The sequence below is a fragment of the Streptomyces sp. NPDC001858 genome, from assembly GCF_053594615.1.
This window is the reverse complement of the sequence record NZ_JBSFEV010000001.1, coordinates 478,695-505,050: the sequence shown is the minus strand read 5'-3', so window position 1 is coordinate 505,050 and position 26,356 is coordinate 478,695. Positions and strand designations below refer to the sequence as shown.

At 71.6% G+C, this 26,356-nt stretch carries 26 protein-coding genes and 1 pseudogene; 14 read left to right on the top strand and 13 right to left on the bottom strand.

What is annotated here, in order from left to right:
- Positions 1-202: 202 nt before the first annotated feature.
- Positions 203-1,096 carry a PH domain-containing protein gene (locus ACWCPF_RS02475; protein ID WP_451043080.1) on the bottom strand — a complete coding sequence of 298 codons (894 nt, stop codon included), beginning with the start codon at positions 1,094-1,096 and terminating at the stop codon, positions 203-205.
- Positions 1,097-1,287: 191 nt separating this feature from the next.
- On the opposite strand from ACWCPF_RS02475, the gene deoC reads away from it, so the two are divergent.
- Genes deoC through ACWCPF_RS02460 form a run of 3 tightly spaced genes read left to right on the top strand, consistent with a single transcriptional unit; the run spans position 1,288 to position 4,575 of the window.
- Positions 1,288-2,253: a deoxyribose-phosphate aldolase gene (gene deoC / locus ACWCPF_RS02470; protein ID WP_451043121.1), complete on the top strand. Its 966-nt coding sequence runs from the start codon at positions 1,288-1,290 to the stop codon at positions 2,251-2,253.
- A 5-nt stretch (positions 2,254-2,258) separates the two neighbouring features.
- The gene (locus ACWCPF_RS02465) at positions 2,259-3,695 is read left to right on the top strand and encodes an aldehyde dehydrogenase family protein (protein ID WP_451043079.1); all 1,437 of its coding nucleotides are present in this window, start codon (positions 2,259-2,261) and stop codon (positions 3,693-3,695) included.
- Positions 3,688-4,575, top strand: coding sequence for an aldehyde dehydrogenase family protein (locus ACWCPF_RS02460; protein WP_451043078.1), 888 nt, complete (start codon positions 3,688-3,690; stop codon positions 4,573-4,575). The genes ACWCPF_RS02465 and ACWCPF_RS02460 overlap by 8 nt, the downstream gene beginning before the upstream one ends.
- Positions 4,576-4,724: 149 nt before the next feature.
- On the opposite strand, the gene ACWCPF_RS02455 is transcribed toward ACWCPF_RS02460, so the two are convergent.
- Entirely contained in the window at positions 4,725-5,132 is a 408-nt protein-coding gene (locus tag ACWCPF_RS02455; RefSeq protein WP_451043077.1) for a hypothetical protein, read from the bottom strand.
- A 58-nt stretch (positions 5,133-5,190) separates the two neighbouring features.
- Here ACWCPF_RS02455 and ACWCPF_RS02450 point away from each other — a divergent pair, with 58 nt between their 5' ends.
- Entirely contained in the window at positions 5,191-5,898 is a 708-nt protein-coding gene (locus tag ACWCPF_RS02450) for a uridine kinase family protein (RefSeq protein WP_451043076.1), read from the top strand.
- 263 nt (positions 5,899-6,161) lie between these two features.
- Here ACWCPF_RS02450 and ACWCPF_RS02445 read toward each other — a convergent pair whose 3' ends face one another.
- Entirely contained in the window at positions 6,162-6,905 is a 744-nt protein-coding gene (locus ACWCPF_RS02445) for a SigE family RNA polymerase sigma factor (protein WP_451043075.1), read from the bottom strand.
- A 248-nt stretch (positions 6,906-7,153) separates the two neighbouring features.
- On the opposite strand from ACWCPF_RS02445, the pseudogene ACWCPF_RS02440 reads away from it, so the two are divergent.
- From ACWCPF_RS02440 to ACWCPF_RS02415, 6 genes and pseudogenes are all read left to right on the top strand, one after another.
- Positions 7,154-7,414, top strand: a pseudogene (locus tag ACWCPF_RS02440) (methyltransferase); the annotation flags it as partial.
- Positions 7,415-7,451: 37 nt separating this feature from the next.
- The gene (gene afsQ1, locus ACWCPF_RS02435; protein ID WP_351908791.1) at positions 7,452-8,129 is read left to right on the top strand and encodes a two-component system response regulator AfsQ1; all 678 of its coding nucleotides are present in this window, start codon (positions 7,452-7,454) and stop codon (positions 8,127-8,129) included.
- Positions 8,126-9,703, top strand: coding sequence for a sensor histidine kinase (locus ACWCPF_RS02430; RefSeq protein WP_451043074.1), 1,578 nt, complete (start codon positions 8,126-8,128; stop codon positions 9,701-9,703). The genes afsQ1 and ACWCPF_RS02430 overlap by 4 nt, the downstream gene beginning before the upstream one ends.
- Before the next feature lie 2 nt (positions 9,704-9,705).
- A complete protein-coding gene (locus tag ACWCPF_RS02425; RefSeq protein WP_451043120.1) occupies positions 9,706-10,332 on the top strand; it encodes a hypothetical protein in 627 nt (208 codons plus the stop codon).
- Between the two features lie 538 nt (positions 10,333-10,870).
- Positions 10,871-11,422, top strand: coding sequence for a VanZ family protein (locus tag ACWCPF_RS02420; RefSeq protein ID WP_451043073.1), 552 nt, complete (start codon positions 10,871-10,873; stop codon positions 11,420-11,422).
- A 101-nt stretch (positions 11,423-11,523) separates the two neighbouring features.
- On the top strand, positions 11,524-11,727 hold the full coding sequence (locus ACWCPF_RS02415; RefSeq protein ID WP_190150823.1) for a PspC domain-containing protein: 204 nt from the start codon (positions 11,524-11,526) through the stop codon (positions 11,725-11,727).
- Positions 11,728-11,814: 87 nt separating this feature from the next.
- Here ACWCPF_RS02415 and ACWCPF_RS02410 read toward each other — a convergent pair whose 3' ends face one another.
- Positions 11,815-12,171: an ATP-binding protein gene (locus tag ACWCPF_RS02410; protein WP_451043072.1), complete on the bottom strand. Its 357-nt coding sequence runs from the start codon at positions 12,169-12,171 to the stop codon at positions 11,815-11,817.
- A 139-nt stretch (positions 12,172-12,310) separates the two neighbouring features.
- Positions 12,311-13,474: an adenosine deaminase gene (locus ACWCPF_RS02405; protein ID WP_451043071.1), complete on the bottom strand. Its 1,164-nt coding sequence runs from the start codon at positions 13,472-13,474 to the stop codon at positions 12,311-12,313.
- Positions 13,475-13,587: 113 nt separating this feature from the next.
- Between ACWCPF_RS02405 and ACWCPF_RS02400 the strand changes: the two genes are divergently transcribed.
- Complete coding sequence (locus ACWCPF_RS02400) at positions 13,588-14,349, top strand: prolyl oligopeptidase family serine peptidase (protein WP_451043070.1); 762 nt, start codon at positions 13,588-13,590, stop codon at positions 14,347-14,349.
- 307 nt (positions 14,350-14,656) lie between these two features.
- Here the strand turns inward: ACWCPF_RS02400 and ACWCPF_RS02395 are convergent, their stop codons facing one another.
- Positions 14,657-15,610, bottom strand: a complete 954-nt coding sequence (locus ACWCPF_RS02395; RefSeq protein ID WP_451043069.1) for a LysR substrate-binding domain-containing protein — start codon at positions 15,608-15,610, stop codon at positions 14,657-14,659.
- 63 nt (positions 15,611-15,673) lie between these two features.
- Here ACWCPF_RS02395 and ACWCPF_RS02390 point away from each other — a divergent pair, with 63 nt between their 5' ends.
- The 3 genes from ACWCPF_RS02390 to ACWCPF_RS02380 all read left to right on the top strand — a co-directional run bounded on the left by ACWCPF_RS02390 (position 15,674) and on the right by ACWCPF_RS02380 (position 19,330).
- Positions 15,674-16,969 carry an MFS transporter gene (locus ACWCPF_RS02390; RefSeq protein ID WP_451043068.1) on the top strand — a complete coding sequence of 432 codons (1,296 nt, stop codon included), beginning with the start codon at positions 15,674-15,676 and terminating at the stop codon, positions 16,967-16,969.
- A gap of 93 nt (positions 16,970-17,062) precedes the next feature.
- A complete protein-coding gene (dnaN, locus tag ACWCPF_RS02385; RefSeq protein ID WP_451043067.1) occupies positions 17,063-18,184 on the top strand; it encodes a DNA polymerase III subunit beta in 1,122 nt (373 codons plus the stop codon).
- Between the two features lie 129 nt (positions 18,185-18,313).
- Complete coding sequence (locus tag ACWCPF_RS02380; protein WP_451043066.1) at positions 18,314-19,330, top strand: sigma-70 family RNA polymerase sigma factor; 1,017 nt, start codon at positions 18,314-18,316, stop codon at positions 19,328-19,330.
- Here ACWCPF_RS02380 and ACWCPF_RS02375 read toward each other — a convergent pair.
- The 7 genes from ACWCPF_RS02375 to ACWCPF_RS02345 form a co-directional block, all read right to left on the bottom strand.
- Positions 19,214-19,567, bottom strand: a complete 354-nt coding sequence (locus ACWCPF_RS02375) for an STAS domain-containing protein (protein WP_451043065.1) — start codon at positions 19,565-19,567, stop codon at positions 19,214-19,216. The genes ACWCPF_RS02380 and ACWCPF_RS02375 overlap by 117 nt on opposite strands.
- Before the next feature lie 29 nt (positions 19,568-19,596).
- Positions 19,597-20,187: a Uma2 family endonuclease gene (locus tag ACWCPF_RS02370; protein WP_451043064.1), complete on the bottom strand. Its 591-nt coding sequence runs from the start codon at positions 20,185-20,187 to the stop codon at positions 19,597-19,599.
- 95 nt (positions 20,188-20,282) lie between these two features.
- Positions 20,283-21,566: a thymidine phosphorylase gene (locus ACWCPF_RS02365; protein WP_451043063.1), complete on the bottom strand. Its 1,284-nt coding sequence runs from the start codon at positions 21,564-21,566 to the stop codon at positions 20,283-20,285.
- Between the two features lie 80 nt (positions 21,567-21,646).
- Entirely contained in the window at positions 21,647-22,078 is a 432-nt protein-coding gene (locus ACWCPF_RS02360) for a cytidine deaminase (protein ID WP_451043062.1), read from the bottom strand.
- Positions 22,075-23,337, bottom strand: a complete 1,263-nt coding sequence (locus tag ACWCPF_RS02355; protein ID WP_451043061.1) for an ABC transporter permease — start codon at positions 23,335-23,337, stop codon at positions 22,075-22,077. The genes ACWCPF_RS02360 and ACWCPF_RS02355 overlap by 4 nt, the downstream gene beginning before the upstream one ends.
- The gene (locus tag ACWCPF_RS02350) at positions 23,337-24,455 is read right to left on the bottom strand and encodes an ABC transporter permease (RefSeq protein WP_451043060.1); all 1,119 of its coding nucleotides are present in this window, start codon (positions 24,453-24,455) and stop codon (positions 23,337-23,339) included. Before ACWCPF_RS02350 ends, ACWCPF_RS02355 begins: the two co-directional genes overlap by 1 nt.
- The gene (locus ACWCPF_RS02345; RefSeq protein WP_451043119.1) at positions 24,452-26,152 is read right to left on the bottom strand and encodes an ABC transporter ATP-binding protein; all 1,701 of its coding nucleotides are present in this window, start codon (positions 26,150-26,152) and stop codon (positions 24,452-24,454) included. The genes ACWCPF_RS02350 and ACWCPF_RS02345 overlap by 4 nt, the downstream gene beginning before the upstream one ends.
- Positions 26,153-26,356 lie beyond the last annotated feature (204 nt).

The following is a 26,356-nucleotide window of genomic DNA, read 5'->3' as shown; positions in this document are numbered from 1 at the left end:
TTTCGCTGCGGCGCCGTCGTGGCCGGTCGCGCAGTTCCCCGCGCCCCTAAAGGGGCGATGCCGAACCGCCCGCTTTGCCGGACCCGCTCAGTCCCCACGCTAAGCGCTCCGCTGGAAGGGCCGCGATGTGCCGTCGTTTCGCTGCGGCGCCGTCGTGGCCGGTCGCGCAGTTCCCCGCGCCCCTAAAGGGGCCGGACCCCGGTCAGCCCACCGCCAGGAGAATCGCCAGCACCACGGCCCCGGCCGCCGCCGGTCCCAGGATCTCCCAGGCCCAGCGCACGGTGACCTCCCCCTGGGCGCTCTCGTCCTTCTCGTGCGCCTCCCAGAGCTGCCGGAGCTCGTCCATGGCCCGGTCGGTCTCGGCCCGCGCGGGTCCGTCCGGCTCGGCACGGCCGGCCCGCGTGCGACCGCCGCCGCCGAAGCCGCCGAGCGCGCCGAGCCCGCCGGCGCTCCGGGAGGTGCTCCGGCCCTCGCGCTGCGCGCTCTGCTCGGCCCGCGCGCGGCTCTCCTGCCGGGTCGCGCGCTTGCGCGCCCGCAGCGAGACGGGAATGGACCACAGCTGGAACTTCTTGCCCGACACGGCCAGGACCTCGTTGGAGTAGCCGGACCGCAGCGTGGCGACCTGCCCCCAGGGCAGCACGATCACCCGGAACGGATTGCGCACCCGCAGCCGGTCCTCGCCCGCGTACACGGCGGGCCGCAGGGTGAGGGCGACGGTCAGCGGCACCACCAGGATCAGCGCCGCCAGCGCCAGCCACGGCGTGCGCCCCTCGCCCGCGACGATCGCGTCGATGCCCAGCCAGCCGAACAGCCCCAGCAACAGCACGCCACCGGCGATGCCCCCGGACGACCGGTAGATGCGGTCCCTGGTCTCGAAACCACCCGAGGCGACCGACGCCCCAGACCCGGCGGACCCCCCGGACACCTCGCTCGCCGCGCCCGCCTCGCCCGCTTCTCCCGCCGCAGGCGCCTCTGACGCCTTCGACGCCTCCAAGCTCTCCGGCGTCTCCGAGGTCTCGCGCGTCTCCGAGGTCTCCGGCGTCTCCGAGGGCCCCGAGGGCCGGCGCGCTGGTTCCTGGTCTTCCGGGCTCGTCATGGCCCCGATTCTGCCCGACGACCGCGACCCGCTCCCACGCGGAGCCCACGCGAAGCCCGCACGGAGCCCACGCCCGAGCCGACACGCGACCCACACGCGCCCCCCGCGCGGGTCGACGGCCTGCGGCGTCCCCGAAAGGACTTCCGGGGGTGTACACCCGCTACGCGCGTAGATATGCTCGTCTGGTGACCATGCCCACCAATGCACCTGCACCCACAGCAGCGCAGGCACTCACGGACGTGACCGCGTCCGACAGCTCGCTGCGCCGCTTCCTCCACGGGCTGCCCGGCGTCGACGCGGTCGGCCTGGAGGCGCGCGCCGCCGCGCTCGGCACCCGTTCCATCAAGACGACCGCCAAGGCGTACGCCATCGACCTCGCCATCTCGATGGTCGACCTGACGACGCTGGAAGGCGCGGACACCCCGGGCAAGGTCCGGGCGCTCGGCGCGAAGGCGGTCCGCCCCGACCCGACCGACCGGACGACGCCCACCACGGCCGCGGTCTGCGTCTATCCCGACATGGTGGCCGTCGCCAAGGAGGCCGTCGCGGGCTCCGGCGTCAAGGTCGCCTCGGTCGCCACCGCCTTCCCGGCCGGCCGCGCCGCCCTCGACGTCAAGCTGGCGGACGTCCGTGACGCGGTCGCCGCCGGCGCCGACGAGATCGACATGGTCATCGACCGCGGAGCGTTCCTCTCGGGCAGGTACATGAAGGTGTACGACGAGATCGTCGCCGTGAAGGAGGCCTCCGGGGCGGCCCGCCTCAAGGTCATCTTCGAGACGGGCGAGCTGTCGACGTACGACAACATCCGACGGGCGAGCTGGCTCGGCATGATCGCCGGGGCGGACTTCATCAAGACGTCCACCGGCAAGGTCGCCGTCAACGCCACCCCCGCCAACACCCTGCTCATGCTGGAGGCCGTCCGCGACTTCCGGCTGCAGACCGGCGTCCAGGTCGGCGTGAAGCCCGCCGGCGGCATCCGCACCACCAAGGACGCGATCAAGTTCCTCGTCCTGGTGAACGAGACCGCGGGCGAGGACTGGCTGGACAACCACTGGTTCCGCTTCGGCGCCTCCTCGCTGCTGAACGACCTGCTGATGCAGCGTCAGAAGCTGGCCACCGGCCGCTACTCCGGCCCCGACTACGTGACGGTGGACTGATCACCATGGCTTCGGTATTCGATTACGCACCGGCGCCCGAGTCCCGCTCGGTCGTCGACATCGCCCCCTCCTACGGCCTGTTCATCGACGGCGAGTTCGTCGAGGCGGCCGACGGCAAGGTCTTCAAGACGGTCAGCCCCAGCACGGAGGAAGTCCTCTCCGAGATCGCCCAGGCGGGCGAGGCGGACGTCGACCGCGCGGTGAAGGCCGCCCGCAAGGCCTTCGAGAAGTGGTCCGAACTGCCGGGCTCCGAGCGCGCGAAGTACCTCTTCCGCATCGCCCGGATCATCCAGGAGCGCAGCCGCGAGCTGGCCGTCCTGGAGACCCTGGACAACGGCAAGCCGATCAAGGAGACGCGCGACGCCGACCTCCCCCTGGTCGCCGCGCACTTCTTCTACTACGCGGGCTGGGCCGACAAGCTCGACCACGCCGGCTACGGCGCGAACCCGCGACCCCTCGGCGTGGCGGGCCAGGTCATCCCCTGGAACTTCCCCCTGCTGATGCTGGCGTGGAAGATCGCCCCGGCGCTCGCCACCGGCAACACGGTGGTGCTGAAGCCCGCCGAGACGACCCCCCTGTCCGCGCTCTTCTTCGCGGACGTCTGCCGTCAGGCCGGACTCCCCAAGGGCGTCGTCAACATCCTCCCGGGCTACGGCGGCGCGGGCGCCGCGCTCGTCGCGCACCCGGATGTGAACAAGGTCGCCTTCACCGGCTCCACGGCCGTCGGCAAGGAGATCGCGCGCACGGTCGCGGGCAGCCGCAAGAAGCTCACCCTCGAACTGGGCGGCAAGGGCGCCAACATCGTCTTCGACGACGCGCCGATCGACCAGGCGGTGGAGGGGATCGTCAACGGGATCTTCTTCAACCAGGGCCAGGTCTGCTGCGCGGGCTCCCGGCTGCTGGTCCAGGAGTCGATCCAGGACGAGCTGCTGGACTCGCTGAAGCGCAGGCTCTCCACGCTCCGCCTCGGCGACCCGCTCGACAAGAACACGGACATCGGCGCGATCAACTCCGAGGAGCAGCTCGCCCGGATCACCTCGCTCGTCGAGCAGGGCGAGGCGGAGGGCGCCGAGCGATGGTCGCCGGAGTGCGAACTGCCCAGCGCCGGCTACTGGTTCGCGCCGACGCTGTTCACGAACGTCACGCAGGCGCACAAGGTCGCCCGCGACGAGATCTTCGGCCCGGTCCTGTCGGTCCTCACCTTCCGCACCCCGGACGAGGCCGTCGCCAAGGCCAACAACACGCCGTACGGGCTGTCGGCGGGCATCTGGACGGAGAAGGGCTCGCGCATCCTCGCGGTCGCGAACAAGCTGCGCGCCGGTGTCGTCTGGTCCAACACGTTCAACAAGTTCGACCCGACGTCGCCGTTCGGCGGCTACAAGGAGTCGGGCTTCGGCCGCGAGGGCGGCCGCCACGGCTTGGAGGCGTACCTCGATGTCTGACCGCTTGACTGTGCTGAAGACCTACAAGCTGTACGTCGGCGGGAAGTTCCCGCGTTCCGAGAGCGGCCGGGTGTACGAGGTGAGCGACTCCAAGGGCAAGTGGCTGGCGAACGCCCCGCAGTCGAGCCGCAAGGACGCCCGTGACGCGGTCGTCGCCGCCCGCAAGGCCTTCGGCGGCTGGGCCGGGGCGACGGCGTACAACCGCGGCCAGGTCCTCTACCGCGTCGCGGAGATGCTGGAGGGCCGCCGGGACCAGTTCACCCGTGAGGTGGCCGACGCCGAGGGCCTGTCGAAGTCCAAGGCGGCGCTCCAGGTGGACGCGACGATCGACCGCTGGGTCTGGTACGCGGGCTGGACCGACAAGATCGCCCAGGTCGTGGGCGGCGGAAACCCGGTCGCGGGCCCGTACTTCAACCTCTCGTCCCCCGAGCCCACGGGCGTGGTCGCGGTCCTGGCCCCGCAGGAGTCGTCGTTCCTGGGTCTGGTGAGCGTGCTCGCCCCGGTGATCGCGACGGGCAACACGGCGATCGTGATCGCGAGCGAGAAGTCCCCGCTGCCCGCCCTCTCCCTCGCCGAGGTGCTGGCCACCTCCGACGTCCCCGGCGGGGTCGTCAACGTCCTCTCCGGTCGTACGGCGGAGATCGCGGCGCCCCTGGCCGCGCACCAGGACGTCAACGCGATCGACCTGGCCGGCGCCGACGAGGTGCTGGCGAAGGAGCTGGAGATCGCGGCGGCCGACAATCTGAAGCGCATCCTTCGTCCACAGCCTGTGGACGACTGGTCGGCGACTCCGGGCACGGACCGTATGACGGCCTTCCTGGAGACGAAAACGGTCTGGCACCCGACGGGCTCCCTGGGCGCATCGGGCTCCGCCTACTAGGCACTCCGCCGGACGCGCCGCGATGTGCCGTCGTTTTGCTGCGGCGCCGTCGTGGCTGGTCGCGCAGTTCCCCGCGCCCCTTTAGGGGCGGAAGCCGCGTTGCCCCTCCGTCCGGGGGCGACGCGGCTTCCGTCCGTGGGAGGAGGCGGTCAGCCGCCCAGCAGTTTCGTGGCCTCGCCCAGTACCGGGATCGAGCCGATCGACTGCGCCTGCGCCACCGGCCCGGTCAGCATCTGGGAGGTGATCGGCCGGAAGTCGGCCAGCTGGGTGCCGACGCCGTTGTCGAGGGGGTCGACGCCGGTGCCCGCCAGGGGGTTGGGCTTGAGGCCGGAGACCGCGCCGGTGACATACGTAAGGGAGCCGAGCGCACCCTGCACGCCCGCCTGCGGGTCGAGCTGGCCGACCGACGTGGGGTGCGTCCGCAGCACGTCGACGACCGGCTCGCCGGTGGCCGCGACGGCACTGCCGGCGCCCGCCCCCAGCGCCACTCCGGCGGTCGCGAGGGCGGCGAGGGCGCGCCGGCCGGTGGAGGTCTGGGGGGAGTCGTGTCGGGCCATCGCGATGCCGCCTTCTGCTGCGCAAGGTGATCGGGTCGACACGAAGGGTAGTTGAGGTGTGACGCGCGCATCAAAGCCGACCCGCGGGGTCGTTGACGGGCGGGGGCATGCCGCACACTGGTGTCCCGTGACCTCCCAACCGCCCATACCGACGCGAGTCGTGCTGCTCTGCGGCCCTTCCGGCTCCGGCAAGTCCCTGCTCGCCGCCCGCTCCGGCCTCCCGGTGCTGCGGCTCGACGACTTCTACAAAGAGGGCGACGACCCGACGCTGCCGCAGGTCGCCGGGAGCTCCGACATCGACTGGGACCACCCCGACTCCTGGGACGCGGACACGGCCGTCTCGGCGATCGTGGAGCTGTGCGGCACGGGTCGGACGAACGTTCCCGTCTACGACATCTCGCTCAGCGCCCGCACCGGCGCGGAGGCGGTCGAGATCGGGCGGACCCCGCTGTTCATCGCGGAGGGCATCTTCGCCGCCGAGATCGTCGACCGCTGCCGGGAACTGGGCGTCCTGGCCGACGCGCTGTGTCTGAGCCGCGGCCCGGTGAAGACCTTCCGCCGCCGCTTCCTGCGCGATCTGAAGGAGGGCCGCAAGTCGGTCCCCTTCCTGCTGCGCCGGGGCTGGCGGCTGATGCGCGCCGAACGCTCCATCGTGGCCCGCCAGACCGGGCTCGGCGCGTACGCCTGCGACCGTGACGAGGCGATGGGCCGGCTGGCCGCCGCGGCGGCGGGCCGAAAGCCCTCGACGGCCCGCACCGTCGTCTAGGACTGGTCCGGGGCACGAAAAAAGCGGGACAAAAAAAGCGGGACTGGACGGACCCCCCGGCCCTCCAGTCCCGCTCCCCCGCACCCCCCGTCCCCCCGGGTGGTGCTTCCCCCGTGCTGCGCGGTACCGCTCCCCTGACGTCCCCCGTCGGGCCCCCCGGTACCGCATCCCCCCCCCAGTTTTCCCCTGTTTCCCCTGGGTTTCCCCGGTTTCACCCGTTCACCGGCTCCCCTGAGCGGAGCCGGGCCCTTCCCCCGTGACCCTCAGGCGACAAGCTCCCCGAAGGCGTTCTCCTCGTCACGGCCGAAGCTGAGGACCTCGTCCTCGCGCAGCCGGCGGAGCGACCGCCAGATGCTGGACTTCACCGTGCCGACACTGATGTCGAGGATCTCCGCGATCTCCGGGTCGGTGCGGCCCTCGTAGTAGCGCAGGACCAGCATCGTCCGCTGGAGTTCGGGCAGCCGGGCCAGCGCCTGCCACAGGACCGCGCGCAGTTCCGTGCCGCGCATCGCGTCCGTGTCGCCGGGCGTCTCCGGCAGCTCCTCGGTCGGGTACTCGTTCAGCTTGCGGCGGCGCCACGCGCTGATGTGCAGGTTCGTCATCGTCCGTCGCAGGTAACCCCCGACGGCGGCCTTGTCGCTGATCCGGTCCCACGCCCGATAGGTCGAGAACAGCGCGCTCTGCAGCAGGTCCTCGGCCTCGAAGCGGTCACCGGTGAGGTGATAGGCGGTTGCGTACAGGGAGGCGCGGCGCTCCTGGACGTAGGCGGTGAACTCCGCCTCCGTCAGCGAGCGACGCTCCCCCGTGTCCTCCCCGTACGCGGCTCCCCCGTGCGCCGCCTGCTCCCCCGTGTGAGCGTCAACCACCGTCATGTAACCGGTGTGCTGACGCCCGGTGCCGCGAGCGCACCCCCGCCCGCTCACGGCACCGGACTTCTCGGAACCCCGGTTCACGTCGTGCAGGCGCGTGATCACTGCGCTGGTGCTCATACCGTGCAGCGTGTTCATCTCGCGCCCCCCGTCGTGGACTTGCCGGTGTTCGGTCTCTTGCCCCGTGACCAAAAGATTGCCCGGGCCACTTCATCGCCGTGTCCGCCGACTGTCACAGACCTGTCACAGGGGCCTGTCATCGCGGCACCACAGATCGTTCACAGCAGTCCGCAGTACAGCCGTCGCCTTGGTCCTCGCAGGTCACCGCGGGACGCCGACGGGGTGACTCTCGGTGCCCCCGACGTCCGGGCTGCCTGCCGCAACCGCTGCGCGGGTTCCTGGGAGGTCTGGTGGAGCACCTGCGGCCGGGCGGCGAGGGCTGGTCGGTGCTGTCCGACCTGGCCGAGCACCTCGGTCCGCGGACCCGTGACGAGCTGCTCGGACTCGTCGAAACCGCAGGTCTGCGGGTTGCGGACCGGATCGATGTACGACGCAGGCACATGCGTTCGAAAGACGCCTCCGACGCGTTGTCCGCAGCTCGCGCCGCGGAAACCGGCTCCCTCTGGCGCCTGAGCCCCGCCCCATAGGTCGAACGACAGGGCCCTCATGGGCCAGAATGAGCCCGTGCCTTCCCTGTTGCTGATCGAGGACGACGACGCCATCCGTACGGCCCTGGAGCTCTCACTGACGCGCCAGGGGCACCGGGTGGCGACCGCTGCGAGCGGTGAGGACGGTCTGAAGCTGCTGCGCGAGCAGCGGCCGGATCTGATCGTGCTGGACGTCATGCTGCCCGGCATCGACGGTTTCGAGGTGTGCCGGCGCATCCGGCGCACCGACCAGCTGCCGATCATTCTCCTCACCGCCCGCAGCGACGACATCGACGTGGTCGTCGGGCTGGAGTCCGGCGCCGACGACTACGTCGTCAAACCCGTGCAGGGGCGGGTGCTGGACGCCCGTATCCGGGCCGTGCTGCGGCGCGGTGAGCGGGAGTCGAACGACTCGGCGAGCTTCGGCAGCCTCGTCATCGACCGTGCCGCGATGACGGTGACGAAGAACGGCGAGGACCTCCAGCTCACCCCGACCGAACTGCGGCTGCTGCTCGAACTGAGCCGGCGGCCGGGGCAGGCGCTGTCCCGGCAGCAGTTGCTGCGGCTGGTGTGGGAGCACGACTACCTGGGCGACTCGCGCCTGGTGGACGCGTGTGTCCAGCGGCTGCGGGCCAAGGTGGAGGACGTTCCGTCGTCCCCGGTGCTGATCCGTACCGTGCGTGGTGTGGGCTACCGCCTGGACGCCCCTCAGTGACAGCGGCTGGAGGGGGGCTCCGCGGCTGGTCCGCGGTGCGCAAGGGAAGACTGTCGCGGCTGCGGCTCACCAGTCTGCGGCTGCGGCTCGTGGTCGTGTTCGGGGCGGTGGCGCTGACCGCCGCCGTGTCCGCGTCCGGCATCGCCTACTGGCTCAACCGCGAGGCCGTCCTGACCCGTACCCAGGGTGCGGTGCTGCGGGACTTCGAGCAGGAGATGCAGAACCGGGCGGGTTCGCTGCCCGAGCATCCCTCGCAGGACGAGCTCCAGCACACCGCCGGGCAGATGGCCAACAGCAGCCAGCGCTTCAGCGTGCTGCTGGTGGGCTCGGACTCGACGGGCAAGACCGTGTACGGCAACTCGGGCGGGCTGAACGGGTTCTCGCTGGACGACGTGCCCCGGTCGCTGCGCACGGCCGTCAACAAGGAGCAGGACGTCACCGGCGGCAACAAGTCGCCGTACCACCTGTACTGGCAGCGGGTCGTCGACCACGGGACGCCGTATCTGGTGGCCGGGACGAAGGTGATCGGGGGCGGGCCGACCGGGTACATGCGCAAGTCGCTGGAGCCGGAGGCCAAGGACCTCAACTCGCTGGCCTGGTCGCTGGGGATCGCCACCGCCCTCGCGCTGATCGGCGCCGCGCTGCTCGCGCAGGCCGCCGCCACGACCGTCCTGAAGCCGGTGCACCGGCTGGGCGTCGCGGCGCGGCGGCTGGGCGAGGGGAAGCTCGACACCCGGCTGCGGGTCTCCGGCACGGACGAACTCGCCGATCTGTCACGGACGTTCAACGGGACGGCCGAGGCGCTGGAGAAGCGGGTGCACGACATGGCCGCCCGGGAGAACGCCTCGCGCCGGTTCGTCGCAGACATGTCGCACGAGCTGCGCACGCCGCTCACCGCCATCACCACCGTCGCGGAGGTGCTGGAGGAGGAGCTGGACGCCGAGTCGGGCAGCATCGACCCGATGATCGAGCCCGCGGTGCGGCTCGTGGTGAGCGAGACGCGCCGGCTGAACGACCTCGTCGAGAACCTGATGGAGGTCACCCGCTTCGACGCGGGCACCGCGCGGCTGGTCCTGGACGACGTCGACCTCGCCGACCAGATCACCCACTGCATCGACGCGCGCGCCTGGCTGGACGCGGTCGACCTGGACGCCGCGCGCGGCATTCACGCGCACCTCGACCCGCGCCGGCTGGACGTCATCCTCGCCAACCTGATCGGCAACGCGCTCAAGCACGGCGGGTCGCCGGTGCGGGTGTCGGTGTCCGAGGCGGACGACTCGGTCGTCATCTCGGTGCGCGACCACGGGCCCGGCATCCCCGAGGAGGTGCTGCCGCACGTCTTCGACCGGTTCTACAAGGCGAGCGCCTCCCGGCCGCGTTCCGAGGGCAGCGGGCTGGGCCTGTCCATCGCCCTGGAGAACGCCCATATCCACGGCGGCGAGATCACCGCCGCCAACGACCCCGAGGGCGGCGCGGTGTTCACCCTGCGGCTGCCCCGGGACGCCTCCGAGCTGGCGGAACAGAGCGGCGAGCAGGGCAGGACGGCCGTGCCGGACAAGGGGGACGCATCGTGACGATGGGCCGTGCAGCGCTGCGACGGCTGCTCGCCGTGCCGGTGCTGGCCGGGCTGGCCGGGCTGCTCGGCGGCTGCGGCATCCGGGCCACCGAGGTGCCGACCGACTTCGGGCCGGCGCCGTCCCGGGTGCGCTGCTCGCTCCCCGAGCCGGACGTCACCTCGCAGTCCGCCCGTGCGGGCGTGCCGGTGCAGGTGTTCCTGCTGTGCGGTTCCTCGCTGGTGGCCGTGGACCGGTCCGTGCGGGTGCCGGACGGCGCGGCGGACTCCCAGCGGCGGGTGCTGGTGGCGCAAGGTCTGCTCGACCAGCTTGCCGAGTCGCCGTCCGCGCCCGAGAAGGAGGCCGGGTACACGACGGACGTGCGCGGCGGGATGTCGGTGAACGGGCCGCGCCCGCAGGACCCGGACGACGCGCTGCGGCTGAACGCCTCGCCGGGCGACCTGACCTCGTTCGCCCTCGCCCAGGTCGTCTGCACGTTCTCCGACTCGGCGGCGGCCGAGGGCGACGGCTCGGTGGTGCTGGGCGGCCCCGGCTCCGACCCGCTGCGCCGCTACGCGTGCACCGACGAGGTCCGCTCCCGCCCCGGCAGCGCGGAACCCCCCTCGTCAGCAGTCACAGACGGCGGCTGACCCCCTCCGCGGCCTGGCGAGCCCGGCACAAGTCGCCCAGGCAGGTCACGGTCTGCCGTGGACCGGCGGCGGGGCGCACCGGACCGGGAACTCCCCCGACCCCGGCAGCGCGCAGCCGCCGCCGTCAGCGGTCGCAGGCGGCGGCTGAGCCGCTCCGGAGCCGGCCCAGGCCGTCCTCGTCGTGCGACGGCGGCAAGCGCACCGGAGCGGGGACTCCCGCCGGGCTCGGCGGCAGTCACGGACCGGCCGCTGAGCCGCTTCGCCTCATGGCGAGCCTGGTGGAAGTCGTCCTCGTCGTGCGACGGCGGCAAGCGCACCGGAGCGGGACTCCCGCCGGTCTCGGTAGCGGTCGTGGGCGGCGGCTGTGCCGGTTCGGCGCGGTGTCGTGTGGCGGACGCCTCATGGGGGGTCGGCGGAAGTCGTCGTCGCAGGTCACCGTCTGACGTGGGGTGGCGGCGGGTGGGCCGGAGCGGGGACTACCGCCGGTAGCGGGCCGGGGGCCGGAACCGATCGTGCCGGGGGGCGCGTCTTGGGGGGCGTGCAGCGTCAAGGCTCCATCGGCGGCAGCGCCGCGATCCGCATCCGCGCGACCGGGATTCTCCTCCTGGCCGCCCACCTCGTGTTCGTCGCCTGGGTCACGCTGCGCCCGCTGAACGTTCCCTGGGTGATGCCCGCCAACCTGCACCCGTTCGACGGGATCCGCGCCGATCTGCGGCTGGGCTGGCCGGAGGCGGCCCGGCGCATCGGCGCGGGCCTCGGACTGCTCGCCCCGCTGGGCGTGCTGCTGCCGCTGGTGCACGGCCGGCTGCGGGTCTCGCCGCTCGCCTCCCTGATCCGTACCGTCACGGCGGGCGCGCTGCTGTCGCTGGGCATCGAGCTGCTGCAGACCGGGGTGCCCGGTCAGGTCGCGGACGTCGACTCGATGCTGCTGAACACCGTGGGGGTGGCCCTCGCGCATCTCGCGGTGGTGCCGGCGCTGCGCGCGCGGCTGCGCCGCAGGGACGAGCGCCGGGCGCCTGCCCCGGTCCGCCTGGAGGAGGCGGCTCAGGGTCGCACCCCGAGGATTCCCAGGGTCGGCATCGCACCGTAGAGCGACGCTTCGTCCCCTTCGTCTCCGTAGCGTTGACGGCAGATGACGAAGGACGGCCGCAGGGGCCGTCCTTCGGCCCGACGCTCACGAAGGAGCCGCAGATGTCCAGCCTCGCCCGCCCCACCAACGGCCGCATGATCGGCGGAGTGTGCGCCGCGCTGGCCCGCCGCTTCGGCACCTCCGCGACCACGATGCGGGTGATCTTCCTGCTCTCGTGTCTGCTGCCCGGCCCGCAGTTCCTGCTCTACATAGCGCTGTGGGTGCTGCTCCCCTCGGAGGACAAGGCGGCCCGCACGGCCTGGTGACCACCGTCCACGACAACGCCGTTGGGGCGCACCCGGTGTCTTCCGGGTGCGCCCCAACGGCGTGGTGCGTGGCGCGTGCCGCGCCGCTCAGCCCAGCGGGATGCCGTTGATCGGCAGGCCGTGCGTGGGCAGGCCCTGCAGCGGCAGACCGCCCAGCAGCCCGGCGACAGGGGCGGTGGGGCTCCCGGCGAGCAGCTTCTCGGCGACCGGCTGGGCGGCGGCCAGTCCCGCGCCGAGGGCCGGCTGGGCCTGCGTCAGGGCCTGACCGGCGGCGCCGGGCAGCGCCTGGGCCACGTTCTCCGCCGGCAGCGTCTTGGTGATGCCGTCCAGGGCCTGCGTGGCGTCCGGAACGGCAGGGGCGGCGTTCGCGGCGCCCGCGCCGACGGCGGCGAAGGCGGCACCGAGAGCGGCGACACCGAGGGTCTTGGCAGCAGACTGCTTCATGATAAATGCGTCCTCGAATGGGATACGGGGAACAGAGCGGTTCTCGACCGTAAACACGAGGAGGGGGCGACGGCAAACATCGAAATGCGGACGATTGGTGAACACCCGCCCGCATTCCGTCCCCTGCCCCGGTCGGCTATCAGTCCTCCGAGGCCACAGAACCGCTGGTGGAGGCGGTCTGCTGGAACAGCCATTCGGACTTCAGCTCGGCATATCCGGGCTTGATCACGTCATTGATCATGGCGAGTCGTTCATCGAAAGGAATGAATGCTGACTTCATAGCATTGACCGAGAACCACTGGAGATCGTCGAGCGTATAGCCGAATGCGTCGACAAGGTGCTCGAATTCCCGGCTCATGCCGGTGCCGGACATCAGCCGGTTGTCGGTGTTGACGGTGGCCCGGAAGTGGAGCTTGCGCAGGAGCCCGATGGGGTGCTCGGCGTAGGAGGCGGCCGCTCCGGTCTGGAGGTTGGAAGACGGGCACAGCTCCAGCGGGATGCGCTTGTCGCGCACGTAGGAGGCGAGCCGGCCGAGCTTCACACTGCCGTCGGCGGCGACCTCGATGTCGTCGATGATGCGCACCCCGTGCCCGAGCCGGTCCGCGCCGCACCACTGCAGGGCCTGCCAGATGGACGGCAGCCCGAAGGCCTCGCCGGCGTGGATCGTGAAGTGGTTGTTCTCGCGCTTGAGGTACTCGAAGGCGTCGAGGTGCCGGGTGGGCGGGAAGCCCGCCTCCGCGCCCGCGATGTCGAAGCCGACGACGCCCAGATCCCGGTAGCGGTTGGCGAGTTCGGCGATCTCCAGCGAGCGGGCCGCGTGCCGCATCGCGGTCAGCAGGGCGCCGACGCGGATGCGGTGGCCGTTCTCGCGCGCCGTCCGCTCGCCGTCCCGGAAGCCCTCGTTGACGGCCTCGACGACCTGTTCGAGGGTCAGCCCGCCTTCCAGGTGCTGCTCGGGCGCGTAGCGCACCTCGGCGTAGACGACGCCGTCCTCGGCGAGGTCCTCGGCGCACTCGCGGGCGACGCGGACGAGCGCCTCGCGGGTCTGCATGACGCCGACGGTGTGCGAGAACGTCTCCAAGTACCGTTCCAGGGAACCGGAGTCGGCGGCCTCCCGGAACCAGACGCCGAGCTTGTCGGCGTCGGACTCGGGGAGTTGGGCGTACCCGGTCTCCCGGGCGAGGTCGACGATCGTGCCGGGGCGCAGCCCGCCGTCGAGATGGTCGTGCAGCAGAACCTTGGGCGCCCGCCGGATCTGGTCCGAACTCGGGATGCCGCCCGCCTGGATGCTCTGGCTCGTCATTTCCGCACTCTAACTCCTACGCGCGTAGACGGCGCGTTGCACAACTCCGCCGATACGTAACGGTGACCGCGCGGACGGGTGGAGTACACCGGTGCTTCTGACACTGTTCTGTCATGGCACAGGAAGTGACGCCGGTTCGAACGGCCCGGCTGGGAAGGGCGCTCGGCCCGGAGCCGACGGCGGTGAGCGGGGTGGTGCTGCTGCTCCCGGGCGGCGAGGAGACCTCCGGTCGAAGACCGTCCCCCCTCTTTGCGGCCGCCTCCGTCCGGGGCCTGGGGCGCAAGCTCGCGCGGGCCGGACACCAGGAGGGCCTGGCCGTGCACGCCGTGCACTACCGCTACCGCGGCTGGAACGGCAGCGAGGCGCAGCTCGCCGCCGACGCGGCCTGGGCGGCCGACGAGGTCGTACGGCGGTACGGGGACGTCCCGGTGTGTCTGGCCGGGGTCGGCATGGGCGCGCGGGCCGCGCTGCACTCGGGCGGCCACGAGGCCGTCAACTCCGTGCTGGCGATGGCGCCCTGGCTGCCGGAGGAGGACATGGCGGCCTCGCCCGAACCGGTGAAGCAGCTGGCGGGACGGCGGGTGCTGATCGTGCACGGCACGAACGACGAGCGCTGCGACCCCGAGCTGTCGTTCCGGCTCGCGGCGCGCGCGAAGAAGGCGAACCGGGAGGTGTGCCGGTTCGAGGTGCACACGGACGGGCACGGTTTACACCAGTACCGGGCGGAAGTGCTGGCGCTGGCCGAGGACTTCGTGATGGGCGTGCTGTTCGGGCGGGCGTTCGCCCGCCCGCTCGAGGACGCGCTGGCGGCTCCGCCGCCACTGGGCCTGCGAATGCCGCTGGCGGTGGGGTTCGGCCGGTCGTTGCGACGGTAGGGGGCGGGGGTGCGGTCGTGTTCGGTCCGCGGGCCGGATGCGGCCGGTCGCGCCCACGCGGCGGAGCGGGTCGGACGAAGTCGGCAGCGCCCCAAAGGGGCGCGGGGAACTGCGCGACCAGCCACAACGGCACCGCAGTAGAACGACGGCACATAGCGGCACATCCAGCGCAGCGCCTGGCACAGCGCTCAGGTCGGCTACGGTTCGGCAGCGCCCCAAAGGGGCGCGGGGAACTGCGCGACCAGCCACGACGGCGCCGCAGCAGAACGACGGCACATAGCGGCACATCCAGCGGAGCGCCTAGCGCTTACGTCGGCAGCAAGGTGCCCCTCTTCGACAGCAGGAACTTCTTGAAGGCCGCCACCGGGGGTGTGTCCGGGTGGCCGTCCAGCCAGGCCACGCCGATCTCCCGGGCCGCTCGCGGCGAGGTGACCGTCAGTTCCACCACGCCCGGGCGGGCCACCGCGGGCGGGGGGAGGAGGGCCACGCCCAGGCCCGCCGCCACCAGGCCCCGCAGCGTTTCCGCCTCCTCGCCCTCGAAGGCGACCTTCGGACGGAAACCGGCCTCCTTGCAGAGGTCGTCGGTGATGCGGCGCAGCCCGTAGCCGGGTTCCAGGGTCACGAAGGTCTCGTCGGCGGCCTCGGCGAGGCGGACCCGCCTGCGAGCGGCGAGGCGGTGGTCGGCCGGGACGACCAGGCGGAGTTTCTGCTCGTCGAGGCGGCGGGCGACCAGGTCGGGGGCGTCCGGGACCGGGGAGGTCAGGCAGAGGTCCAACTCCCCGGCGCGCAGGCGTTCGATCATCGCCTCGCCGTAGTTCTGGACGAGGCTGAAGCGGACGCGCGGATGGTCGGCGCGGAAGGCGTGGATCAGGCCGGGGACGGTCTCGGCGCCCATGGTGTGCAGAAAGCCGAACGCGACCTTGCCGGTGGCCGCGTCGGCGTCCGCGCGGACTTCGTCGGCGGCCTTCTCGATCTCCGCGAGGGCGCGCTCGACCGAGGTGAGGAAGGTGCGGCCGGCGGGGGTCAACGACACCGTGCGGCCTCTGCGGGCGAACAGGTCGACGCCCAGGTCCTGTTCGAGGCGGACCATCGCCCGGGACAGCGTCGACTGCGGGACCTGCATCTCCTGCGCCGCCCGCGTGACGTGCTCGGTGCGGGCCACTCCGGCGAACCAGGCGAGCCGGGGCGCCAGCTTCGTCACCATGTCTTCTGTGTCACTGGACGGTGACAGCCGGACCTGTGACCTCTGTTGATGCACCATGGGAACGATTATGCCGAGTCCATGCATTGGACGGATGAACCGGAGCGTACGTAGTTTCGAAGCATGTCTCCCGCCAGTACCGGGGCGTCCACGATCGTGGGCGCCGTCCCGTCCCTGCCCGCCGTCCCCGCCGTTCCCTCCGCCCCCGCCTCCGACTCGCGTATGGCTCCGGGTGGCCCCGGCTACCGTCGGATGAGCCTCGCGCTCTTCCTCGCCGGTGTGGCGACCTTCGCCCTGCTGTACTCCACGCAGGCGCTGCTGCCGCTGATCTCCGCCGACTTCGGGGTGGCGGCGAGCGAGGCGAGCTGGACGGTGGCGGCGGCGACCGGTGCGCTGGCGCTGTTCGTCCTGCCGATGAGCGCCCTGTCGGAGCGCTACGGCCGCCGTACGGTGATGACCGCCTCGCTGGGCGTCGCGGTGGGCGTGAGCCTGCTGGTTCCCTTCGCGCCGTCGCTGGGCGCGCTGGTCGTGCTGCGGGCGGTGCAGGGCGCGGCGCTGGCCGGAGTGCCGGCCTCGGCGACCGCGTATCTCGCGGAGGAGGTCCGCCCCAAGGCGCTGGTCACGGCGATCGGTCTGTTCGTGGCGGGCAACAGCGTGGGCGGGATGAGCGGCCGGGTCATCACCGGCTGGGTCGCGCAGGAGTGGGGCTGGCGGGTCGCGGTGGGCGCGATCGGCGCGCTGGCGGTGGCCTGCGCGATCGCCTTCCGGCTGCTGCTCCCCGCGCCGCGGCACTTCAAGACGGGTTCGCTGGCGCCCCGGGTGCTGGTCCGTACGGTCCGCGGTCACCTCGCCGACCCACTGCTGTGCCGGCTGTACGCGATCGGCGCGCTGTTCATGACCGTCTTCGGCGGCGTGTACACGGTCATCGGCTACCGGCTGACGGAGGCCCCGTTCTCCCTGCCGCAGGGCATCGTCGGCTCGATCTTCCTGGTGTACCTGGTGGGCACGGTGTCGGCCTCGACGGCGGGCCGGCTGGTCGGACGGCTCGGCCGGCGCGGGGCGCTGTATCTGGCGGGCGGTACGACCGCCGCGGGCCTGCTGGTGTCGCTGGCGGACTCGCTGGTGCCGGTCCTGCTGGGCCTGGTGCTCATCACCGCGGGCTTCTTCGCGGGCCACGCGGTGGCGTCCTCGGCGGTCAGCCGGACGGCGACGACCGGCCGCGCCCAGGCTTCCGCGCTCTACCAGTCCGCGTACTACATCGGCTCCAGCGCCGGTTCCACGGTCGGGGCGATCGCCTTCCACGCGGGCGGCTGGGCCGGCACGGTCGGCGTGGGCGTCCTGGCGGTGCTCGGCGTCGTGTCGATCACGGTGCTCGGGACCCGGGCGGCCCGTCGGCAGACCCTGGTCGCCGCCCACTGAACCATCGGGGTTCCCCCTGCTCAGGGCCGGTTGTCAGTGGCTGCGGATAGCCTCCGCGACCACTGACAACCGGTGCTGGCAGGGGGCTCGTCCATGGAATTCCGGATCGATCGCGGTGACCTCGTGGAGGCGGTGGGCTGGGCGGCCCGCGCGCTGCCCGCCCGTACGCCGGTGCCCGTCCTGGGCGGGCTGCTGCTGGACGCGGCGGCGGGGCGGCTGAGCGTGTCGGGGTTCGACTTCGAGACGGCGGCGCGGATCGAGACGGACGCCGAGACGGCCGTCGAGGGCCGGGTGCTCGTCCTGGGGCGGAGGCTGCTCGACATCTGCAAGGTGCTGCCGGACGGGCCGGTGGGCTGCCGCCTGGAGGGGACGCGGTTCACGGTCGAGGCGGGCGGCGTCGGCTTCGGCCTGTCGACCCTCCCGCGCGAGGAGTACCCCACCCCGCCCGCGCCGCCCGAGCCGTACGGCACCGTGGACGCGGCCGCGTTCGCGACCGCCGTCGCCCAGGTCGCGGTGGCGGCGGGCCGCGACGACACCCTCCCGGTGCTGACCGGCGTCCAACTGCGCCTGGACGGCGATGAGATGACGCTGTCGGCGTCGGACCGGTACCGGTATGCGGTACGGCGGCTGGGGTGGAAGGCGGAGGCGGGGACGGCCGACGGGGCGGTGGTGGAGGCGCTCGTGCCGGCCCGGCGGCTGCTGGACGTGGCCCGCTCGCTCGCGCGGTGCGGGGTGGTGCGGGTCGGGCTCGACGGGGCCTCGGGGAGCGGGCCGATCGGGTTCGAGGGCGGGCGGATGCGGTCGGTCGTGCGGCCGCTGGAGGGGCGGCTGCCGGCCTACGGGAAGCTGTTCGACATGGCGGGGGCGGCGGTCGCCGAGGTGGAGTGCGGGGCGCTGACGGAGGCCGTGCGCCGGGTCGCGGTGGTGGCGGAGGCGAACAGCGCGGTGCGCCTGGACTTCTCGGCGGAGTCGGTCCTGCTGCGCGCCGGGTACGGCGACGACGTGGCGACGCAGCGGCTGCCCGCCGTGCTGACCGGGGCCGAGGAGGTGACGGTGGCGTTCAACCCGGCGTATCTGCTGGACGCGCTGGCCTCCTTCGAGGCGTCGGCGCTGCGGGTGGAGCTGCTGGGGACGGGGCAGCGGGCACTGCTGGGCGCGACGGACGCCCCGGACGCCCATCGGCATCTGTTGATGTCCGTGAAGCAGCTGGTGTGAAAGTACCTGACACTGCGCCTTGACCTGCGCTTTTGTTCACTCGGCGGGCCGTTGTCAGTGGGCTGCGGTAGCTTCCGAAGTGCTGGGCGCAAAGGCGCGTGACAGAACGGCCACAGGGGTGGGTGGACGATGAGCGACAGCACGGCGACGACGACGGAGATCGACGTCGCACTGGAGAAGCACCGGACCGAGCTGACCGGCTACTGCTACCGGATGCTCGGCTCGTCCTTCGAGGCGGAGGACGCGGTGCAGGACACCCTCGTGCGGGCCTGGCGGAGCTACGACAAGTTCGAGGGCCGGTCCAGCCTGCGCTCGTGGCTGTACCGGATCGCGACGAACGTGTGTCTGGACATGCTGACGGCCGGCAACAAGCGGGCCAGACCGATGGACCTGTCCGAGGCCACCCCGCTCGCCCGGGCGGCGCTCTCCCCCCGCCCCGACCACACCTGGCTGGAACCGATGCCCGACGCCCGTGTGCTGCCGACGGTGGAGGACCCGGCCGAGGCGGCGATCGCCAAGGAGTCGGTGCGGCTCGCGTTCATGGCCGCGCTGCAGCAGCTCCCGCCCAAGCAGCGGGCGGTGCTGATCCTGCGGGAGGTGCTGGCGTGGAAGGCGAGCGAGGTCGCCGAACTGCTCGACACCTCGGTCGCCTCGGTCAACAGCGCGCTCCAGCGGGCGCGGGCGACGCTCTCCGAGCGGGAGTCCGCCGGGGCGGACGCTGCGGTGTCGGACCCGCTGGACGAAGAGCAGCAGAAGCTCCTCGAACGCTATGTGGCGGCCTTCGAGGGCTACGACATGACGGCGCTGACGGCCCTCCTCCACGAGGACGCCATCATGACGATGCCGCCGTTCGACCTGTGGCTGACGGGGCACGCCGACATCACCGGCTTCATGACCACGATCGGCTCGGCCTGCGAGGGTTCCCGGCTGCTGCCGGTGCAGGTCAACGGGCTGCCGGGCTTCGCGCAGTACAAGCCGGACCCGGACCAGGGCGGGTTCAGCCCGTGGGCGATCCAGGTCCTGGAGATCTCAGACGGCCGCCTCACCGGGTTCCACTTCTATCTCGACACCCAGCGCTGGTTCCCCCTGTTCGGTCTCCCCCTCCACCTGGACGGGCAGCCCGACGAGGTCGAGCAGGGCGCGTAGGGCGGGGTCGGGGGCCCGCAGACGAAGGTGTCCCCCGGCCCGTCGGGCGGCGAGCTGGAGGCGGGCCAGCAGTTCGACGGCGGCGAGCCCCGGCGGCCCGAGCCCGGCCACATCACAGACGACGACCCCGGCCCCGGAGGACGCCAGCAGCGCCCGTACGGCATCGGCGAGCACCGCCGCCCGGTCGGGGGCGACGGGACCGTGCAGGGTGAGTACGGGCGGTGTCTCGGGGTCCACGTGCGGTAGACCCCGGAAACGGGTTCAACTCATCGTTGGCTCGTCGGGAACTCGCCGGTGTCGATGGTGAGGTCGAACGGGGCCGGAATCTTGAGGGGCTCCCCGAACTTGGCGACGCTCAACGGGCGGTAGACATCGTCCTTGGGTTCTCCGAACAGTGTTGCGGTGGGACCTTCGGGAGCCCACCTGTCGACGAGGAGGTAGAGCGGGATTCCCGCGGTCGCATAGGCGGCGGGCTTGCTGATGCGGTCATGGCGAGCGTTGGACTTGGAGGTGACCTCGACCACGAGTTCGGCGAGACCGGCCGGTACGTAGGTGTCCGTCTCCGGGGTGTCCAGAACCGGCGCCACCACCAAGTCCGGGATCAGCATGCCCAGGCGGGACGGAACCGCGATGGCCAGTGTCTGGAAGATCTCCCAGTCCTCGGGAATGACTGAGTAGAGGCGGCGCTGGATGCGTGCCGCGATGATGTTGTGGCGGTACGCGGGAGCAGGTGACACGGTGATGATCCCCTCGATGATCTCCACCTTGCTGCCCTCGGGCCATTCCATCTCCTCCCAGAACCGGACGAGGTCGTCCCAGCTCTGCTCGGGGTCCTGGCTCACGGTGAGTGCGCTCATGGCGGTCTCCTCTAGGTGCGTCACCGAGTCCAGCATGCCGAACGGGACCGGCGGAGGTCCACCGGTCCCGTTCACCCGGACGAGATATCCCCTGGTCAGGCGATACGTTCCAGCACCACCGGCGAGGCGGTGTAGGCGGTTCCCGGCGCGTCGATGTCGTAGGAGCCCGCGACCGCCTGGAGGGCGTAGTCGAAGCGTTCCGGGGTGTCCGTGTGCAGGGTCAGCAGGGGCTGGCCCTCGCGCACGGTGTCGCCGGGCTTGGCGTGGAGCTCGACGCCCGCGCCCGCCTGCACCGGGTCCTCCTTGCGGGCGCGGCCCGCGCCGAGGCGCCAGGCGGCGATGCCGATGTCGTAGGCGTCGAGGCGGGTGAGGACGCCGGTGGAGGGCGCCGTCACGACGTGCTGTTCCCTCGCCGTGGGCAGCTGGGCGTCGGGGTCGCCGCCCTGGGCCGCGATCATGCGGCGCCAGACGTCCATCGCCGAGCCGTCGGCCAGGGCCTTCGCCGGGTCGGTGTGCGTCACGCCGGCCGCGTCGAGCATCTCGCGGGCGAGCGCGATGGTCAGTTCCACGACGTCCGCCGGGCCGCCGCCGGCCAGTACCTCGACCGACTCGCGGACCTCCAGGGCGTTGCCCGCCGTGAGACCGAGGGGGGTGGACATGTCGGTGAGCAGGGCGACGGTCTTCACGCCGTGGTCGGTGCCGAGGCCGACCATCGTGGAGGCGAGCTCGCGGGCGTCCTCGATGGTCTTCATGAAGGCGCCGGTGCCGACCTTCACGTCCAGGACCAGGGAGCCGGTGCCCTCCGCGATCTTCTTCGACATGATGGAGGAGGCGATCAGCGGGATGGCCTCGACCGTGCCGGTCACGTCCCGCAGGGCGTAGAGCTTCTTGTCGGCGGGGGCCAGGCCGTCGCCGGCCGCGCAGATCACCGCGCCGGTGCCGTCCAGCACGGACAGCATCTCCTCGTTGGAGAGCAGGGCGCGCCAGCCGGGGATCGACTCCAGCTTGTCCAGGGTGCCGCCGGTGTGACCGAGGCCGCGGCCCGAGAGCTGGGGCACGGCCGCGCCGCAGGCCGCCACGAGGGGGGCCAGCGGGAGCGTGATCTTGTCGCCGACGCCGCCCGTGGAGTGCTTGTCGGCGGTCGGGCGGGACAGGGCGGAGAAGTCCATGCGCTCGCCGGAGGCGATCATCGCGGCCGTCCAGCGGGCGATCTCGCGGCGGTTCATGCCGTTGAGCAGCACGGCCATGTTCAGGGCGGCCATCTGGTAGTCGGCGACCTCGCCGCGGGTGTACGCGTCGATGACCCAGTCGATCTGCTCGTCGCTGAGCTCACCGCGGTCCCGCTTGGTGCGGATGACGGAGACGGCGTCCATGGCCATGGCTTTCCTTCCGGTGGTGCAGAAAGACGTTTCAGAAAGTGCGCGGCCCCTCTGCGCCAGTCAGAGGGGCCGCGCGGGCGTTACTTGGCGAGGTGGTCCGGGCCGAAGGCCTGCGGGAGCATCTCCGCCAGCGGGAGGATCCCCGCCGGCGTCTCCAGCAGCAGCTCCGCGCCGCCGAACTCGTACAGCAGCTGGCGGCAGCGGCCGCACGGGACGAGGATCTCGCCGCGGCCGTCCACGCAGGTGAAGTGGGTGAGCCGGCCGCCGCCGGTGTTCTGCAGCTCCGAGACCAGCCCGCACTCGGCGCACAGGCCGAGCCCGTAGGAGGCGTTCTCGACGTTGCAGCCCGACACGATCCGGCCGTCGTCGACCAGGCCCGCCACGCCGACCGGGTAGCCGGAGTAGGGGGCGTACGCCCGGGACATGGCGTCCCGGGCCACGGCGCGCAGCGCCTCCCAGTCGACCGTGGCGTCCGTGGCGTCCGCGGCGTCCGCGGCGGCCGGCGGGGTCATTTGCCCTGTCCCTTCCGATAGGGCATGCCGTCCGCCTTGGGCATGCGCAGGGACTGGGCGGAGAGCGACAGCACCAGCAGGGTGACGACGTAGGGGGCTGCCGTCACGACCTGGCGCGGGACCTCGTCCGTGCCGACGTACCAGATGAACATCAGGGCCGAGACGGCCGCGGTGATCACGGCGGGGACGTACTTCTTCTGCCACGCCAGGTAGGCCGCGCCGAACACCAGCAGGATCGCGAGCAGCAGGATCAGCGCGTGGACGTTGGTGGTGCCGCCGCGCAGGTTGAGGCTGTCGGTGTAGCCGAACAGGCCCGCGCCGAGGGCGAGGCCGCCCGGCATCCAGTTGCCGAAGATCATCGCCGCGAGGCCGATGTAGCCGCGGCCCGCGGTCTGGCCGTCGAGGTAGACGTTGGAGGCCACGATGGACAGGAACGCGCCGCCGAGGCCGGCGAAGCCACCGCTGATGATCACGGCGATGTACTTGTACTTGTAGACATTGACGCCGAGGGACTCGGCGGCGACCGGGTTCTCGCCGCAGGAGCGCAGCCGCAGGCCGAACGCGGTGCGCCACAGCACCCACCAGGTGGCCGGGACGAGGGCGACGGCGATGACGGTGAGCGGCGACAGGTCGGTAATCAGACCGCCGGTCAGGCCGGCGAGGTCGGAGATCAGGAACCAGTGCTTCTCGTTGAGCGTGTCCAGCCAGCCGGACAGCCCTGGGATGTCGAAGGTGCCCAGCGAGTCGATCGGCGGGGACTGCTTGGCGGAGCCGCCCTCGGCGTTCTCGAAGGTGAACTTCGACAGATAGCGGGTGGTGCCCAGGGCCAGGATGTTGATGGCCACACCGGAGACGATGTGGTTGACGTTGAAGGTGACCGTCGCGATGGCGTGCAGGACGGCGCCGAGCGCGCCGCCGATGATGCCGAAGACGATGCCCGTCCACGGGCCCCACTGGTAGCCGGCCCAGGCGCCGAACCAGGTGCCCAGGATCATCATGCCTTCGAGGCCGATGTTGACGACGCCCGCGCGCTCGGCCCACAGACCGCCGAGGCCGGCGAGGCCGATCGGGACGGCGAGGCGCAGCGCGGTGGACATCTGTCCGGTGGAGGTGATGCCGTCCGCGCCGGTGATGAGGCGGACGATCGAGGTCAGCACCAGGACGGCTGAGATGATCAGCAGGAGGACCGGGAGCGAGAAACGGCGGCCGCCCTTGCCGGGCTGCTTCGCCTGCGGCTTGGCCGTGGTCGTGGTGCTCATCAGACCGCCACCTCCTTCTTCGTGTTCTGGGCGGCGGCCGCGAGCTCGGCGCCGACGCGCTTCTGCTGGCGGCGCAGACCCCACTGGCGGACGGCCTCGTACGAGATGACGACGGCGAAGACGATCAGGCCCTGCATGATGGTGGCGATCTCCTTCTCGTACGCGACCGGGGTCGCGTAGTCGAGGGCGGGAGAGGCCTTGTCGAGGAAGGCGATCAGCAGTGCGGCGAAGGCGATGCCGACCGGGTTGTTGCGGCCGAGCAGCGCGATGGTGATGCCGGTGAAGCCGAGACCCGTCGGGAAGCTCAGGCTGTAGGTGTGCGCGTCGCCGAGCAGCAGGGGCAGGCCGGAGAGGCCCGCGATGCCGCCGGAGATCAGCATGGCGGTGAGGACCATCTTCTTGGCGTCGACGCCGGAGGCCGCGGCGGCCGTCTCGGACTCGCCGGTGGCGCGCAGGTCGAAGCCGAAGCGGGTGCGGTTGAGGACGATCCAGTAGAGGATGCCGAGGGCGATGGCGAGGAAGACCAGGCCGTAGATCTCGCCGACGTCGGCGCCGAGGTCGATGCCGGGGACCCAGCCGGACTCCTCCATGACGCCGGTGGTGTTGTTGTTGCCGACCTGCACGCCCCACACGTTGTCGAGGGTGAGGTAACCGATGACGCTGGTGGCGATCGCGTTCAGCATGATCGTGGCGACGACCTCGCTGACGCCCCGGGTGACCTTCAGGATGCCCGCGATGCCGGCCCAGAAGGCACCGGTGAGGACGCCGACCAGGAGCAGCAGGGGGACCTGGAGGAAGCCCGGCAGGGCGATGTTCGCGCCGACGACGGCGGTCATCATGGCGGCGAGGCGGTACTGGCCGTCGACGCCGATGTTGAACAGGTTCATGCGGAAGCCGATGGCGACCGCGAGGGCGGCGATGTAGTACATCGAGGCCTGGTTGACGATCAGGACCTGGACGTCGGAGTAGCCGGCCTGCTCCAGCATGAGCGTGTACGGCTCGATCGGGCTCTTGCCCGAGGCGAGCAGCACGACCGAGGTCAGCAGGATCGCCGCGACGAGCGCGATGACCGGGCCGGCCACCGCGAGGAGCACGCGCTCCTTGTCGAACTTCTTCATCGGGCCTCGTCCTCCGGACCGGCAGCTTCCTCGGTGGTCTCCGCGGCGGTTTCCGCGTCGTCCGCGTGTTCCAGGTGACCGGACGCGGCGCCGGTCATGGCGGAGCCGAGCTCCTCCGGGGTGACGGCGGCCGGGTCGGCGTCCGCGACCAGCCTGCCGTTGTAGATCACGCGCAGGGTGTCCGACAGGCCGATGAGCTCGTCGAGGTCGGCGGAGATCAGCAGCACGGCGAGGCCCTCGCGGCGGGCTTCGCGGATGCGGTCCCAGATCTGGGCCTGTGCGCCGACGTCCACGCCGCGGGTGGGGTGGGCGGCGATCAGGAACTTCGGGTTGTGGCTCATCTCGCGGCCGACGATCAGCTTCTGCTGGTTGCCGCCGGAGAGGGAGGCGGCGGTGACGTCGATGCCGGGGGTGCGGACGTCGAACTCCTCGACGATCCGGCGGGTGTCGGCCTGGGCGCCCTTGATGTTCAGCCAGAAGCCCTTGGCGTTGGGGGCCTCGGTGACATGGCCGAGGATGCGGTTCTCCCAGAGGGGCGCTTCCAGGAGCAGGCCCTGGCGGTGGCGGTCCTCGGGGATGTAGCCGACGCCGGACTCGCGGCGCTTGCGGGTGGGCCAGGGGGTGATGTCCTCGCCGAGGAAGGCGATGGTGCCCGAGTCGGCGTGCTTGGTGCCGATCAGCGCGTCGATCAGCTCGGTCTGGCCGTTGCCCTCTACGCCGGCGATGCCCATGACCTCGCCGGCGTGGATGGTGAAGCTGACGTCGTCGAGGGCCTTCTTGACCTCGCCGCCGAGGGCGACCTCGGGCGAGATCATGCCGCTGACCCCGCCGGCCGTGGGTTCGGCCTCGACGCCGAGGGAGGCGCCGCCGCTCGCGTAGACGGTGAGGTTGGCGACCTGGACGACGGGCTTGTCGGTGACCGTGGACTCGGCGGTCTCCGGGGTGGGCAGCTCGCTGCCGACCATCATCTCGGCGAGCTGACGCGGGGTGGTCCTGGCGGGGACGGCGGTGCCGACGGTCGTGCCGCGCCGGATGACGGTGATCTCGTCGGCGACGGAGAGCACCTCGCCCAGCTTGTGGGAGATGAAGATGACGGACAGGCCCTCGGACTTCAGCTCGCGCAGGTTGGCGAAGAGCGCGTCGACCTCCTGCGGGACGAGCACGGCGGTCGGCTCGTCGAGGATGAGGGTCTTGGCGCCGCGGAAGAGGACCTTGAGGATCTCGATGCGCTGGCGCTCGGCGACGCCGAGGTCCTCGACCAGGGCGTCGGGGCGGACGCTCAGGCCGTAGCGGTCGGAGATCTCCTTGATCTTCTTGCGGGCGTTGCCGCCGATGCCGTACAGCTTCTCGCTGCCCAGCACCACGTTCTCCAGCACGGTCAGGTTGTCGGCCAGCATGAAGTGCTGGTGGACCATGCCGATGCCGCGCGCGATGGCGTCAGCGGGGCTGGAGAAGCTCACCTGGTCGCCGTCGATCGCGATGGTGCCCTCGTCCGGCTTCTGCATGCCGTAGAGGATCTTCATCAGCGTCGACTTGCCGGCGCCGTTCTCGCCGACGAGGGCGTGCACCGTGCCTTTTCGGACAGCGAGGTGGATGTCGTGGTTGGCGACGACACCGGGGAAGCGCTTGGTGATCCCCGCCAGCTCTACCGCGATCGTCGACTGTGCGGTGAGCGGAGGGCTGCTGGACGCGTCGATGGCGCACTCTCCTTGGAAAAGGGGTCGCTCTACGCGCGTAGCGCCCCTGCTTTAAATAGTGCCCGGACCTGATCATTCTTGAACGATCTTGATAGCCACCGAAGGGGCATCCCGATCAAGTTCCGATCCGTTCCGAGCATTCTGCCGCGCGAACGGGGCGCGGGGAGGACATCCTTCCCGCGCCCGGTTCCGTGGTCGTAACGC